Below are 13788 nucleotides of genomic sequence, written 5' to 3' on the forward strand. Positions count from 1 at the left end.
TTTTTGTATTATAAAAGACAATAAAAATATTTTTCAAATAGGAGTATCAAACAATACTAAAATAAACTTACTATATTTGTAATAATTATATTATTTAAGAATTATGTCTTACGAAGCTGGCAGTAAAGAGTGTAGACATTTGATAGAAGCAAAAGAAAGTCTCTTATTAGCAATGGAGTCTTTAAGTAATATAAATTCAACGGATGTCTTACAAACACAAATTAAGGATATCTATAATGAATTAGAAGTCCTACATGACAAGCGCAAAAAAATAGAATATAGTCCCTAATTATTTATTAATTTTTTGGTAACAAACTTAGAAATTTTCAAATTCATTTTTTATCTTCTTTTTACGTTTATCTGATAATAATTCAAAAAGAGCATCTAATTGGGCATGAATTTCCTTTGCTTCACTGATATCGGGCAACAAATCATCCTTAATAAGCATTTGATGCATCTCTCTTAGCTCTTGCCTTATGTATCTAAGGTGTGAACTTACTTCTTCTCTCTTTGATGCACTCATATCAACTGATTAGCATCAACATTATACAATATTGCGTTTGTCATATATCTTTAAAAATACTCTACATAACTATAAATCGATAAAAACTTAAATTATTAATTAAGTATTTATATTAGTGTGTTGTAAGATATTTGATATGAAGAAAAAAACATCCAAAAAGAATCTCAAAAAAAGAATCAAAAAAGATAAAAATGTATTAGGTCAAACAAAAAACTCAGCCAAATTAATTTTATTTGTCTTTGGTATAGGACCTATTATTGGTATTATAGTTTTTTTATATAGTAAAGGATTTTTTAATTCCCCAAATATTTGATTAGAAAATTAAATTATTAAAAAATGATTCTTAATAATTTAAAATTATAAAAACTTTTTAAGTGAATATATTCTAAATTTAGCAACATTTCTGGCATTATCAGGATTAGAAATGGCAAATGGATGATCAGACAAAATTCCAATTACTTTATCCATCTTTTCTGTTAGATCTTTACAATTAACTTTTTGCCATTCATCGTCAAAAGATTTGGCAAAACTGTCTGCGTTATCATATGTTTTATCTTTCATGAAATTGTAATTACAAGTTGAAAATTCTAAAAAAAATAAATTCTAATCAAATGGGTAATCATAAAAATGAAAAATCTCTAAATAAGAAATTATTTAAAAATAATATAATGTAAAAATGTTTTACAAACTATTTTTATACATAATTAAGTTATAAATAACCAATACAGGCCTATTTACGATTAGAATTGACAGAAGTGTTACAATAATGACAAATACTTTTTTGATATGGAAAATACAGTTAAACGGATAGGATATTTACCTAGGAAAAGAGTTCTCGAAATAATAGATCAAATATCTAAAAGTGAATCCATAAGTATGTCTAAGGTTGTTGGGATATTAGTAGAAGAAGCTTTAGATGCGAGAGGTATAGCAAATTTTGGTTATAGCAATTTGAGTAAGACAAAATCTTTAAATTCTGAAAGTTATGTAGATAATCAAACTATTAAAAATATTTCCGATTCAGAGGATGAATTTGTAGATGATAGTGGATATACTATTTCCTCTCACAAAAAGCTTGATAGATCAATATCAACAGCAGATATTGAACTTGCGAATAAGATTAATATCTTAAAAGAATCGGGTTTGATTTAATAAAAAAGTTCATTATTTTTATTTTTTAATTTAATTAATGCACTATGTATAATCTCTGATTATTCTGTAATCGATATTATATTATTTATGTATTCATTTTGATATCAACTCATTTATTAAAATGAAATTTCTTTATTAATGAAAATGAAAGATATAAAATGTCCATCATGTGGTAAGACTTTCAGAATAGATCCAAGCAGCTTTGAAGAGATACTTCTTCAGATTAAAGACGAGGAATTTAACAGGCAAATAGAGGATAGGCTAAAGTTAGCTGAAGAAGATAAGAATAAAGGGATAGAAATTGCTAAACAAGAATTAAAAATAAAGCTAATGGAAGACAGGCAAAAAAAGGATTCAATAATTCAAGACTTAGAGTCTAAGCTCAATATCGCTGAAGAAAAGAAATTAAATGCATTAAATGAACTAAAAAATAAAGCATCGAATAAAATAAATTTACTCAATAATGAAGTGATTAAATTAAAGGAAGATATTGAAAGGCAATCTATAATTAATGATTTATCTTCTAAGAATAAAGTAATTGAAGCTGTAAATAATTTAGAAAAAGAAAAAAATACATTAATAAACTCAATTGAAAAAATGAAATTAGAGCAATCTATAAATGAGAAAGTAATTGAAGAAAAATTTAAAACTAAAATTAGTGAAAGAGATTTGGCTATTCAAGAACTAAGAGATATGAAATCTAAACTATCTACAAAGATGATTGGGGAAACATTAGAAATACATTGTGAAACCCAATTTAATTTAAATCGAGCTACGGCATTTCAAAACTCATATTTTGAAAAAGATAATGATGCCAGATTAGGAAGTAAAGGTGATTATATTTTTAGAGAGTTTGATGATAATAAGATTGAAATTGTTTCTATCATGTTTGAGATGAAGAATCAAAGTTCAGATGGTCTTAATAAAAGAAAAAATGAAGACTTCTTTAAAGAATTAGATAAAGATAGAACTCAGAAATCATGTGAATATGCAGTATTGGTTTCCTTATTAGAACCGGAAAGTGAATTATATAATTCTGGTATAGTTGATGTTTCTTATAAATATCCAAAAATGTTTGTTATTAGGCCTCAATTCTTTCTCCCAATAATTTCTCTTCTTAGGAATGCCTCTTTAGAAACATTAAAGTATAAAACTCAAATAGATTTAATGAAACGAGAGAATTATGACATAACAAATTTTGAAAGTACTCTTGACCAATTCAAAAATGCTGTAGGAAAAAATGTTTCATTAGCTCAAGCTAGATTTAATGATGCAATTTCTGAAATAGATAAATCAATAAGTCACTTGCAAAAAACAAAAGAAGCTTTGCTTATTTCTAAAAAACATCTTTTATCTGCTGATAGTAAATCACAAGATTTAACTGTTAAAAAATTAACTAAAGATAATCTTACTATGAAGAAGAAATTTAATGATTTAAGAATGAATGAAGATTGAATTTAAATCAATTCAACTACAGAAAGTTGATAATGATTTCAAATTTAATAATTTATGAATTAATCAAGATATAATAATATTATTATTAATTTTTTAATAAAATAATGGCTTCCAATATTCCGATATATAACATTGCTAAGGAACTTAATATTGATACTAATAGAATTATATTAGCTTGCAAATCAATAGGCATTAATGCAAAAGGAGCAACAAAGCGACTTAATCAAGAAGAGTTAGAAAAATTAAAAAATTACTTTGAAACAGGTAAAAACGTTTCTGAGGAAATAGTTGAAATTAACCAAAAACCTTCTTCAGTAAAACTCAAAACTCAGAAATTAAAAAGAAAAAGAAAAACAGAATATTTCCCAAATAGACTTATTGGTAAATCTTAAATAAAACAAATTATTTTCCTATTTGTCAGATGTAAACCCACAAACTAAATATTTAATAAATTATTATAAGTAAAAATACTTAAAATGCAAATCACTGAGGCCTTAAAATCTCTTGAAAATTCTTGGTCAAGAGATATAGTTCTTTTAAAAATAAAAAATGGCGAAAATTCAGAAAAAATAGTTAATGATTTTTTTAATACTAAAAAGAAAGAGATTGAAATCTTATCTAATTCTTTAACCCAAAAAGATAGAATCCTCTTAAGTGAAATAGAGAAATTATCATATATTGAATCAAAACTAATAAAAAAGATTAAACATTACAACCCTAATAAAAGTTTATTATCAGTTGTTGAAAAAGATCCAACTAGTACTTTACATTACGAAGAAAATAAATCATTTAATTTAGGTTTTTTCATGATGAAATGGAGTAATAAATTTGTTTTTATTTCTTTATTAGTAATATCAGCTATAGCCTTAACTAAACAGGCATGGGCATAATTGGCTAAATTAATCTCATGAAAATATATTAAACTTTTGAGAGAAGATAGCTTTCATTTAATCAAATATACTAGCAGTGGTTTGTATTGCGAAGTTGCTGATTTATGGATTGATCCAAAAAAGCCGGTAAAACAAGCTATCATAACTCATGCTCATATGGATCATTTTACTTTTGGATGCGAAGAGTATATCTCAACTTTAGAAACAGCCATAATTTTAAAGGAGAGAATAGGAAAGGATATCAATATTAGAACTTATGAATATGAAAAAGAATTTAAGGTTAACGGTATTAAAATTTCTTTTCATCCTTCAGGACATATTCTTGGCTCAAGCCAAATAAAAATTAATATGGCTGATGAGATTTGGTTGATAACTAGTGATTTTAAACGCCAAAAAGACGATACTTGTAAAAAGTATGAAATAGTAAAGACTGATTTTTTAATAAGTGAATCAACTTTTGGGTTACCAATATTTAATTGGGATGAACCTCAAAATACCGCATTAGAAATAAAAAAATGGATACATACATCTCATGAAACAACATATTTCTTATTTTGTTATTCTCTTGGGAAAGCACAAAGACTATTAAATGAAATTAGTAAATTAAATTTTACAAATAATATTTTCACACACAGCAGTATAGATAAGATGAACAAATGTTATAAAAATTTTGGAGTTGAAATCATAGAGACAAAGAAATTTGAAAATAATAAAAATATTGGTGATCTTAAAGGAAGTTTAATATTACTTCCACCAGCATTGAATAGAAATTCTTTTCTGAAGAGATATAAAGACTTTCAAACTGGATTTGCAAGTGGTTGGATGTCAATTAGGGCACTTAGAAAAAGGTCTGGATATGATAAAGGTTTTCCAATCTCAGATCATGCTGATTGGAGTGGTATTTTAAAGACAATAGAAGAATCTAAAGCTAAAAATGTTTTTTTCCATCATGGAGATAGTGAAGTTTTAATTAAATATTTAAAAGAAAAAAAATCTATCAATGTTCTTGAATTTGAATATAAAAAATGAGCCTAAAAAAGTTTTCAGAATTATATTTAGATTTAGATTCTTGTAATAGTACAAATAAAAAGATTGAAATCTTAAATAATTATTTTTCTTCTAATGAAGATTTAGAAAACGCATGGACAATTTATTTACTAACAGGGAAAAAAAATAAAAGATTTATAAGTGGATCATTACTTAAAACTTTATTTTCGGAAATTTATGAATATCCTTTATGGTTAATTGATTCATGTTATTTAAAAGTTGGAGATTCTTCTGAAGTTATATCCTTATTATTGAGGAATAAGATCATTGGAAGAAATTATAAATATCAAAATATCTCGCTTAATGAATTATTAAATAAATTTCTTCCTGATTTATATATTCTGAAAGAAGAAGATAAGAAGTTAAGGTTGAAAGAAATTTGGGAAAATATTCCAAAAGAAAACCATTTAGTTATTAACAAAATCTTAACTGGTACTTTTAGAGTTGGAGTATCAATAGGCTTAATAACAAAATCTATAGCAAAGTTAATTAATTTAGAAGAGGCAATCATTTCTCATAGATTAATGGGTGATTTTATTCCCTCTCCTGAAACATATCAATTATTAATAAGTAAAAAAATAAATCCTTCAGAATTAAATTACAAACCTTATCCATTTCTACTTGCTAATACTTTTGACAAGAAAATTATAGATAAATCAATTAATGATTTTCAATTTGAATGGAAATGGGATGGAATTAGAATTCAATTAATAAAAAGGGATGGTAAAATTTCAATATGGTCAAGAGGCCAGGAATTAGTAAATAAATCTTTTCCTGAATTAGTAGAGAAAATAGTATTTATCAAGGATGACTTTGTAGTAGATGGTGAATTATTAGTTTGGAATTCTATCGAAGATCTTCCTATGAATTTCTCACTACTTCAAAAAAGACTTAATAGAAAAGAACCTTCGAGAAAAATTCAAAAAAGTTTTCCTATTACATTTATTGCCTATGATCTTTTGGAAATAGATGGAGAAGATCAAAGAGAGTTTAATCTAAAAAATAGAAGAATTAATTTAGAAAATAATTTCTATAAATGGTTAAATGAAAGTGAAGAGGACCTCTCAAATATTTTTAAAATAAGTAAATTAATATATCCAAAAAATTGGAAAGAAGCAGAGATGTTTAAAAATAATTCTAGAGATAATGGTACAGAGGGATTAGTCATTAAAAATAAAAACTCAAACTATTCTCCAGGAAGGAAGAAAGGGCTTTGGTGGAAATATAAAGTTGATCCAATGCAACTTGATGCAGTATTGATCTATGCCAAAGGAGGTACTGGAATAAGAGCAGGTTTATATACTGACTATAGTTTTGGTCTGTGGAAAGATGGAGAATTAATAAAATTTGCAAGTGCATATTCTGGTTTAAATAATACTGAGATTAAAGAACTAGATAAATGGATAAGACAAAATACTATCGAAAGATTTGGACCTGTAAGATCTGTAAAACCTAAAATGGTCTTCGAAATTTCTTTCGAAAACATTCAAAGATCAAAACGTCATAAATCAGGAATTGCCGTTAGATTTCCTAGAATTACAAAATGGAGAAAAGATAAATTTATACAAGATGCTGACACCTTAGAAAATGCTCAAAAACTAATTCTAAGTGAATAATGGAAAGGTTCTCAAATAAATCTTCTATAAATTACATAAGAAAATTTTTTAATAAAAATGGTTGGGACCCTCTGCCATATCAAATAGAATCGTGGGAAGCATATCTGAATGGAGAAAATGGAATCATTCAGGTTCCAACTGGATGTGGTAAAACTTATGCTGCTTTGATGGGGCCTCTATTGATGTTACAAGCTTCTCCAGAAAAATCAGGATTAAGTATTTTAGTAATTACTCCTTTAAAGGCATTAAGTAGAGATTTAAAAAATAATATTTATTTGGCAGCTCAATTTTTCAATAAAGATTTAACAGTTGGAATAAGAAATGGAGATACAAGTGCATACGAAAAGAAAAAGCAAATACTTAAACCACCAAATATTCTTATAACTACTCCCGAATCTCTTTCTCTTCTATTGTCTAATAAAGAAGCTAATAAAATATTCAACAATTTAATTTCAATTATTATTGATGAATGGCATGAGTTAATGGGTAGTAAAAGGGGGAATCAATGCGAATTATCCTTAAGTTGGCTAAGAGGAAATAAAAAAGATTTACAAATTTGGGCAATGTCCGCAACTATTGGAAATATTAAAGAAGCAGCAAGAGCAATTGTTGGAATAAAGGGCGAAATGCCAAGAATTATTAGTACTTCTATTAAGAAAGAAATTGAAATTTTTAGCGTCTTACCCGAAGAAGAAACAACCTATCCATGGAGTGGACATTTAGGTATCAAGAGCTATTCTTTACTACTCAAAGTATTAGATAAAAACAAAAGTACCTTACTTTTCACTAATACTAGAAATCAATCTGAAAGATGGTATCAATGCTTAAGATATTGTCTACCTGAAATGCAAGATAGGATTTCTTTACATCATGGCTCATTGGATAAAGATCAAAGATTGATAGTTGAGGATGGGGTAAAAAACGGATCTATAAAGTGGGTTGTTTGCACAAGCTCATTAGATTTAGGAGTTGACTTTCAACCTGTTGATCAAATTGTTCAAATTGGAAGTGCTAAAAACTTAGCACGACTGATTCAAAGGGCAGGGAGGAGTGCTCATAGACCAGGAGGAAAGTCAAAAATAATTTTTATGCCTACTAACTCATTAGAATTACTTGAAATTAGTGCAATGAGGAGAATAATAAAAAGTGGTATATCTGAAAATATTAAGCTCCCTGAATTGTCTTTTGATGTTCTACTTCAGCATCTAGTTAGTTTAGCTTGTGGGCCAGGTTTTAATCCCAATATTGAGAAAGAAAGAATAAAAGGTTGCTGGAGTTATAGAAATCTTGATGATAAAGAATGGGAGTGGTGCATTGACTTTTTAGAATATGGAGGAAAGTGTTTGAAGGCATATCCGAAATATAAAAAAATAGAAAGAGAACAACTAAAAGATGATGAAAATAACTTCAAATATTTTGTAAAAGATAAATCCTTAATAAGAATGCATAAATTCAATATTGGAACAATAACTAGCGATAAATTTATTAATGTAAAATATTTAAAAGGAAAATCATTAGGTAATATTGAAGAAAATTTTGCTACTAAATTAAAACAGGGAGATACTTTTTACTTTGCTGGTAAAATTCTACAGTTTGTGAAAATTAGAGATATGACTTTATATGTGAAAAAATCTTCAAAAAAAAGTTCTTTGATTCCTTCATGGGTAGGAGGTCAAATTGCTATTTCTGATCTGTTAAGTGATAATTTAAGAAGTGAAATAGATATTTGTACAACATTAGGAAATGATGGTCGATACTTTAATAAAGAATTAAAGTCATTGCTTCCAATTTTAAAAAAACAGAATAAGCTTTCTGATATTCCCAAAAGGAATCAACTGCTTATTGAAATCTACAAGACTAAAGAATTAACAAGCCTTTTTGTGTTTACACTTGATGGTAAATTTGTTAATGAAGGGATAGCATTTTTGTGGGCTTTAAGAATTGCTAAAAAAAAGGAATCTACATTTAGTATTTCTTCAAATGATTTTGGATTTAGCTTAACTACTTCAGCAGATTATGACTTTTCAATTATAGATAAAGAATTTTCATATTTAATAGAAAATAAAAACTTGGAAAAAGATTTAGAGAATGCAATAAATTTTTCAGAATTAACAAAGAGAAGATTTAAAAATATTGCCCAAATCAGCGGATTAGTTAATCAAAATAATCCAACTAAACCAAAAAGTTCATCTCAACTCCAAATAAGTTCAAGTCTTCTTTATGATGTTTTTACTAGATATGAAGAAGATCACTTGTTAATTAAACAATCACATCAAGAAGTAAAAGAGTACCAATTAGAAAATAGAAGAATTAAAAATGCTTTAGAAAGAATTTCTAATTTAAAAATAATATTAAACGAGACTAAAACTCCTAGTCCATTTGCCTTCCCTTTACTAGTTGAAAGATTAAAAAATACATTAAGCAATGAATCAATAGAAAAGAGAGTTGAAAAACTCATACAAAAATATAAGAGTTAAATGAAAAAAAAGTATTTTTCAATAGGTTGGGGGGATTCAACAATACAAATGCTCCCTTCAAAAGCATTATTTCTGCCTAAAACAAAAGAACTATTAATTTGTGATGTTCATCTAGGGAAAGCAGACTATTTTCAGAAGAATGGTATCCCTCTTACGAATAATTCAGATGAGCAAAACTTATTAAGAATAAAAAATGTAGTAATAAACAACAATCCTAATAAATTAATTATTTTAGGAGATTTGTTTCATAGTAAATATTCGATTAGCGAGTTATTAAAAAGTAAAGTAGAACATCTTTCAGAATCGTTAAATATAAAAATTGAGTTAATTGTTGGAAATCATGATATCGGCTGTAAAGTCAAAAATATAAAATTTATCAATTATAAAAGGTCTAGTAATTTTATATTTAGTCATGAGCCATTAGGTAAATTTGAAAATAATATTTTAAATATTTGTGGACATTATCATCCTAAAATCTTTTTAAAAAATTCAAAAGATAAATTATCCTTTAAATGTTTTGCTATGGATAAAAAAAATAATACACTATACCTTCCAGCTTTTGGAGATCTAACTGGAGGATATCCATGTAAAAGTTCATTCAAAAAATGGGTTATAGTTTCTGATACAGAAATTATTGAAATATAAATCTTTTAAGAATAATCAGAATTAATTTTTTTATTTATCATTTATATATGTTAATAGATACATATTAATCTCATAATTAGTTTTTGTTTATTAGCATGTTGGTAAATTATTTAATAACTCGTAAGGAATACTTTAATGAAAAATTACATATACCTTCTTACCTTTCCATACATTAATAATTACGTTATAAAATAATAAACTTTACTTATAATAATGAAAAAACTAATAACTTTACTCATATTTCAACTAATCCTAAATCCTTTTGGGCTAAATGCTAATGAAAATTTTTCTGTAGAGATTGAAGCTCTTACACTAGTAATGGAACAATATGAAAAAGATGTTCCTGAAAATGAACTAGAACTGAATAATAAAAAGCCTAGCTATATGGCTCTCAAACAAGATGAATGCAACGCAACTGTTAAAGTTACCGAAAAAACAGGACTAGAAATTGTTGGGACTGAATCTTTCGATGTAAATGTTTGCAAGAAAGAAGTTAATAAGGTTTTAAATTAAATTCTGAAAGATTTAATTAATGTGTGTGCATTTGATTCAAAGCTAATAGTTCTTTAACTTAAAAAAAAGAATAAACTAAAAGAATTGTAGAAATATTGAGAATGGAAATATCGATTAATTTTCTATATGAACTTTTTTGCACAGAAATAATAAAAAATGCAATTTAAATATCTATTTTTAATTTTTTATTTATTCTTTTTAGAAACTTTTTGCATTTCTTCTCTAGACATTAGAGCCTCTATTTGAGCTAGAACCTTATGTAGCTCTTCAGTCTTTGTTAGAGATGCTTCTGCTACTTCTCTTAGTTTTTCCAATTGCTCTTGAGTTTTATTCATAATTAATTAGTTAGAAATACACCACTTGAAATGATGGTTTTAAAACAAATTTTTACTCACACACAAACTTATATTCACTCTCTTTTTCATAAAGTCAAATAAATTTCGAATAATTGATGTTTTGTAAGGAATTACAATTAAACCTAAAAAATTAATAAACAAAAATATAAGACTTTTAGAGAATTTGTTTATGAAGAGGTAAATACTGGTAACCCTATTGTAGCTGTGGTTATTAAGGCACCTGCAAAGATTAAAAAGGGAAGGTAAGGAAAGTTCTTCAAAATTTAATTTAATAATTCGTTAAACTATATAGGTATTTATACTGTTTGTCTACCCCTAATTTGATTAAAGATTAATATCTTGCTTCAAAATGTAAAAAATAAATGTTAACCGAATTTTCCTGAGATATATTCTTGAGTAGTTTTTTCCTTAGGAGAACTGAAAATTCTTTTTGTAGAATTAAATTCCGCAAGATATCCAACTTTACCTCCATCGCCATCTTCGTGTTCTATTGCGTTAAAGAAAGCGGTCATATCACTTACTCTTAGAGCTTGCTGCATATTGTGAGTAACTATTATTATTGTGTAATTTTTCTTCAGCTCATGCATTGTTTCTTCTATTTTCAGAGTTGAGATAGGATCTAGTGCCGAGCAAGGCTCATCCATAAGTATGATTTCAGGTTCAATTGCAATGGTTCGGGCAATACATAATCTTTGCTGTTGTCCACCTGATAAAGAGTAACCACTATCATTTAATTTATCCTTACATTCGTCCCACAAAGCAGCTTTTCTCAAGGACCTTTCCACTAGTTCATTCATGTCACCAGCAAAGCCATTAATTCTTGCCCCGAATGCAATATTTTCATAGATAGATTTTGGGAAAGGATTAGGTTGTTGAAAAACCATCCCAATTCTTCTTCTTACTTCAACTGGATCTACTCTTTTGTCATAAATATTAGTTCCATCAAAAAGAACAGTTCCATTCAGTGAACAATTAGGAATTAGATCATTCATTCTGTTTAGAGATCTAAGAACAGTTGATTTACCACAACCTGAAGGTCCAATAAGAGAGGTTATATTTCCTTTTTTAAAGTTACAAAAAACATTTTTTACAGCTTCAAAAGTTCCATAGCTAATAGATACATTATCAAGAGATAAAATGATATTCTTTGCTGTTTTTTTATTATTTTTAATCATTTATACTCTCTTAGTTTTCTCATTAAAAGCGGTTAATATCCTTGAGAATATATTTACTGATAGTACCGATAAAACAAGAATAAAGGAAGCTGCCCAAGCAAGTTTATTCTGTGCATCATATGGTTCAAGAGCAAAATTATATATCAATACGGCCAATGAACCCATCTCATAAAACAAATCTCCAAAACCAGTTATGTAGTAGTAAGAAAATAAAGCAGTAAATATCAAAGGTGCTGTTTCCCCTGCAGCTCTTGCAATGCCAAGTACAACACCAGTAGCAATTGATCTAAATGCAGAGGGTAGGGTTACTTTTAATATTGTTGTATACATACTTGCTCCAACTCCAAGAGAGGCATATCTTAATTCATTGGGCACTAACTTTAGACCTTCATCAGTTGTTTTGATAATTGTAGGTAACATCAATATTGAAAGGGCCATACCTCCAGCCAAACCGCTATACATACTTCCAAATAAGATCTTTGTTGAAACAATTAAGGCATAAATAAATACTCCAGCAATAATTGAAGGTACTCCAGCTAAAACATTTACCCCGAACCTGATAAATCTCGAAAAAAGGCCTCCTTTTGAGTACTCTGCTAAATATATACCGCCTCCAACACCTACTGGAATCGCAATAATTGAAGCAATGGAAGTGATTATTAATGTCCCTACTAATGCAGGATTAATACCACCTGCATCTAAATCATCTCCAGGTGGATTTGGTTCTAACGTAAATAGTTCTGGTGTAATTTGAGATCCACCTTTAATAAGAATATAAGTAACCAGAAAAATCAAAGGCAGTATCGCTATTACTGCACAAATTACTGATAAAGAAGTAAAGAATTTATCTCCTATATTTCTTGATAATCTTTTCTGGTAATAAAGTGAATTCATAATTATCTAATATTTGAGACTAAATTTTTTAACTAGCCACTGCGCAAAGATATTTACAAATAAAGATAGGATCATCAGTACAAAAGCCGCATAAAAAAGTGATGAAACCTGACTTCCATCAGCCTCACCAAACTGGTTTGCAAGCATTGAAGAAATAGTATATCCAGGAGATAATAGAGACCAACTAAATTTATTGGAATTACCAATAATCATTGTTACAGCCATCGTTTCACCCATTGCCCTGCCTAAAGCCAATAAAACACCCGCCATAATTCCTGATAATGCTGCCGGCAAAATCACTGAAAATATTGTTTTCCATCTACTTGCTCCAATTCCATATGCTGCATTTCTTAGCTTTTTAGGAACCTGATTAAGTGAATCCCTTGCAATTGATGTCACTATAGGTAAAAGCATTACGACTAATATCAATATTGCTAGCAAGGAATTTCTTCCAGAAGGTTCCGAACTGAATAAAGGTATCCAACCAAAGAAATTATGTAAAAAGACAAAAAATTCTCTAAAAAAAGGTTCAATGACAAATATTGCCCATAGCCCTAATACAACTGATGGTATCGCTGCTAGTAATTCAACAAATGAGCCTATAATTTCTCTAGCAACTTTAGGTACAAAGTCTTCGGTAAGAAATATTGCGGTCCCAACTCCCAGAGGAATAGTTATTAATAACGAAAGAATTGAGGTTACCAATGTCCCATATATTGCAGTAAAAGCTCCGTATTCATCTTTTACTGGATTCCATTCAGAGGTTACTAGAAACTGCAATCCGTATCTTGAAAAAGATTCAAATGACTGAAAAAAAACTACCAAAATAATTCCTAAAAGTATTATTGCTACGAAACTAGACAAAAATAGAGCAGTATTCTTGAAGATAATATCTATATTTTTTTCGATACCGAATCTTTTGCGATTCTTGAAAAGAGTTAATTTCTCTTCCATTAAAAAAAGAATATCTCTATAAATCTACTACTAAATGTTGTAAAAGACTTTAAGAGGGGTTAAAGGTATATGAAAGTCATGATAATTTGAC

16 protein-coding genes are annotated in these 13788 nt (G+C 27.8%); 10 read left to right on the forward strand and 6 right to left on the reverse strand.

What is annotated here, in order from left to right; all coding sequences use genetic code 11:
• The first annotated feature begins 103 nt into the window (after nt 1–103).
• Nucleotides 104–289 (forward strand): hypothetical protein, encoded by a 186-nt coding sequence (locus tag P9515_RS04200; RefSeq protein ID WP_041710584.1) that lies wholly within the window; start codon nt 104–106, stop codon nt 287–289.
• A 27-nt stretch (nt 290–316) separates the two neighbouring features.
• Here P9515_RS04200 and P9515_RS04205 read toward each other — a convergent pair whose 3' ends face one another.
• Both P9515_RS04205 and P9515_RS04210 read right to left on the reverse strand, forming a co-directional pair.
• A complete protein-coding gene (locus tag P9515_RS04205; protein ID WP_011820163.1) occupies nt 317–523 on the reverse strand; it encodes a hypothetical protein in 207 nt (68 codons plus the stop codon).
• Between the two features lie 357 nt (nt 524–880).
• The gene (locus P9515_RS04210; RefSeq protein WP_011820165.1) at nt 881–1084 is read right to left on the reverse strand and encodes a hypothetical protein; all 204 of its coding nucleotides are present in this window, start codon (nt 1082–1084) and stop codon (nt 881–883) included.
• A gap of 225 nt (nt 1085–1309) precedes the next feature.
• On the opposite strand from P9515_RS04210, the gene P9515_RS04215 reads away from it, so the two are divergent.
• The 9 genes from P9515_RS04215 to P9515_RS04255 all read left to right on the forward strand — a co-directional run bounded on the left by P9515_RS04215 (nt 1310) and on the right by P9515_RS04255 (nt 10318).
• Nucleotides 1310–1675: a hypothetical protein gene (locus tag P9515_RS04215; RefSeq protein ID WP_011820166.1), complete on the forward strand. Its 366-nt coding sequence runs from the start codon at nt 1310–1312 to the stop codon at nt 1673–1675.
• A gap of 144 nt (nt 1676–1819) precedes the next feature.
• Entirely contained in the window at nt 1820–3130 is a 1311-nt protein-coding gene (locus P9515_RS04220) for a DUF2130 domain-containing protein (protein WP_041710706.1), read from the forward strand.
• A gap of 104 nt (nt 3131–3234) precedes the next feature.
• Nucleotides 3235–3522, forward strand: coding sequence for a translation initiation factor IF-2 N-terminal domain-containing protein (locus P9515_RS04225; RefSeq protein ID WP_011820168.1), 288 nt, complete (start codon nt 3235–3237; stop codon nt 3520–3522).
• Between the two features lie 84 nt (nt 3523–3606).
• Nucleotides 3607–4020 carry a hypothetical protein gene (locus tag P9515_RS04230; RefSeq protein ID WP_011820169.1) on the forward strand — a complete coding sequence of 138 codons (414 nt, stop codon included), beginning with the start codon at nt 3607–3609 and terminating at the stop codon, nt 4018–4020.
• A 36-nt stretch (nt 4021–4056) separates the two neighbouring features.
• Nucleotides 4057–5049, forward strand: a complete 993-nt coding sequence (locus P9515_RS04235; RefSeq protein WP_011820170.1) for a ligase-associated DNA damage response exonuclease — start codon at nt 4057–4059, stop codon at nt 5047–5049.
• Nucleotides 5046–6683, forward strand: coding sequence for an ATP-dependent DNA ligase (locus P9515_RS04240; RefSeq protein WP_011820171.1), 1638 nt, complete (start codon nt 5046–5048; stop codon nt 6681–6683). The genes P9515_RS04235 and P9515_RS04240 overlap by 4 nt, the downstream gene beginning before the upstream one ends.
• Entirely contained in the window at nt 6683–9160 is a 2478-nt protein-coding gene (locus tag P9515_RS04245; RefSeq protein ID WP_011820172.1) for a ligase-associated DNA damage response DEXH box helicase, read from the forward strand. Before P9515_RS04240 ends, P9515_RS04245 begins: the two co-directional genes overlap by 1 nt.
• Nucleotides 9161–9805 (forward strand): ligase-associated DNA damage response endonuclease PdeM, encoded by a 645-nt coding sequence (gene pdeM / locus P9515_RS04250; RefSeq protein WP_011820173.1) that lies wholly within the window; start codon nt 9161–9163, stop codon nt 9803–9805.
• Nucleotides 9806–10018: 213 nt separating this feature from the next.
• Nucleotides 10019–10318: a hypothetical protein gene (locus P9515_RS04255; protein ID WP_011820174.1), complete on the forward strand. Its 300-nt coding sequence runs from the start codon at nt 10019–10021 to the stop codon at nt 10316–10318.
• 185 nt (nt 10319–10503) lie between these two features.
• Here P9515_RS04255 and P9515_RS09645 read toward each other — a convergent pair whose 3' ends face one another.
• From P9515_RS09645 to pstC, 4 genes are all read right to left on the reverse strand, one after another.
• Nucleotides 10504–10653 (reverse strand): hypothetical protein, encoded by a 150-nt coding sequence (locus tag P9515_RS09645; protein WP_011820175.1) that lies wholly within the window; start codon nt 10651–10653, stop codon nt 10504–10506.
• 386 nt (nt 10654–11039) lie between these two features.
• Nucleotides 11040–11849 carry a phosphate ABC transporter ATP-binding protein PstB gene (gene pstB, locus P9515_RS09490; RefSeq protein WP_011820176.1) on the reverse strand — a complete coding sequence of 270 codons (810 nt, stop codon included), beginning with the start codon at nt 11847–11849 and terminating at the stop codon, nt 11040–11042.
• A complete protein-coding gene (gene pstA / locus P9515_RS09495) occupies nt 11850–12743 on the reverse strand; it encodes a phosphate ABC transporter permease PstA (protein ID WP_011820177.1) in 894 nt (297 codons plus the stop codon).
• 6 nt (nt 12744–12749) lie between these two features.
• On the reverse strand, nt 12750–13697 hold the full coding sequence (pstC, locus tag P9515_RS04270) for a phosphate ABC transporter permease subunit PstC (RefSeq protein WP_011820178.1): 948 nt from the start codon (nt 13695–13697) through the stop codon (nt 12750–12752).
• Nucleotides 13698–13788 lie beyond the last annotated feature (91 nt).

Source organism: Prochlorococcus marinus str. MIT 9515 (genome assembly GCF_000015665.1).
GTDB lineage: Bacteria > Cyanobacteriota > Cyanobacteriia > PCC-6307 > Cyanobiaceae > Prochlorococcus_A > Prochlorococcus_A marinus_P.

Excerpts from the sequence above, each read along its gene's own strand:
- P9515_RS04200 (WP_041710584.1), top strand. The coding sequence starts at position 104 with ATGTCTTACGAAGCTGGCAGTAAAGAGTGTAGACATTTGATAGAAGCA.
- P9515_RS04205 (WP_011820163.1), bottom strand. The coding sequence starts at position 523 with ATGAGTGCATCAAAGAGAGAAGAAGTAAGTTCACACCTTAGATACATA.
- P9515_RS04210 (WP_011820165.1), bottom strand. The coding sequence starts at position 1,084 with ATGAAAGATAAAACATATGATAACGCAGACAGTTTTGCCAAATCTTTT.
- P9515_RS04215 (WP_011820166.1), top strand. The coding sequence starts at position 1,310 with ATGGAAAATACAGTTAAACGGATAGGATATTTACCTAGGAAAAGAGTT.
- P9515_RS04220 (WP_041710706.1), top strand. The coding sequence starts at position 1,820 with ATGAAAGATATAAAATGTCCATCATGTGGTAAGACTTTCAGAATAGAT.
- P9515_RS04225 (WP_011820168.1), top strand. The coding sequence starts at position 3,235 with ATGGCTTCCAATATTCCGATATATAACATTGCTAAGGAACTTAATATT.
- P9515_RS04230 (WP_011820169.1), top strand. The coding sequence starts at position 3,607 with ATGCAAATCACTGAGGCCTTAAAATCTCTTGAAAATTCTTGGTCAAGA.
- P9515_RS04240 (WP_011820171.1), top strand. The coding sequence starts at position 5,046 with ATGAGCCTAAAAAAGTTTTCAGAATTATATTTAGATTTAGATTCTTGT.
- P9515_RS04245 (WP_011820172.1), top strand. The coding sequence starts at position 6,683 with ATGGAAAGGTTCTCAAATAAATCTTCTATAAATTACATAAGAAAATTT.
- pdeM (WP_011820173.1), top strand. The coding sequence starts at position 9,161 with ATGAAAAAAAAGTATTTTTCAATAGGTTGGGGGGATTCAACAATACAA.
- P9515_RS04255 (WP_011820174.1), top strand. The coding sequence starts at position 10,019 with ATGAAAAAACTAATAACTTTACTCATATTTCAACTAATCCTAAATCCT.
- P9515_RS09645 (WP_011820175.1), bottom strand. The coding sequence starts at position 10,653 with ATGAATAAAACTCAAGAGCAATTGGAAAAACTAAGAGAAGTAGCAGAA.
- pstB (WP_011820176.1), bottom strand. The coding sequence starts at position 11,849 with ATGATTAAAAATAATAAAAAAACAGCAAAGAATATCATTTTATCTCTT.
- pstA (WP_011820177.1), bottom strand. The coding sequence starts at position 12,743 with ATGAATTCACTTTATTACCAGAAAAGATTATCAAGAAATATAGGAGAT.
- pstC (WP_011820178.1), bottom strand. The coding sequence starts at position 13,697 with ATGGAAGAGAAATTAACTCTTTTCAAGAATCGCAAAAGATTCGGTATC.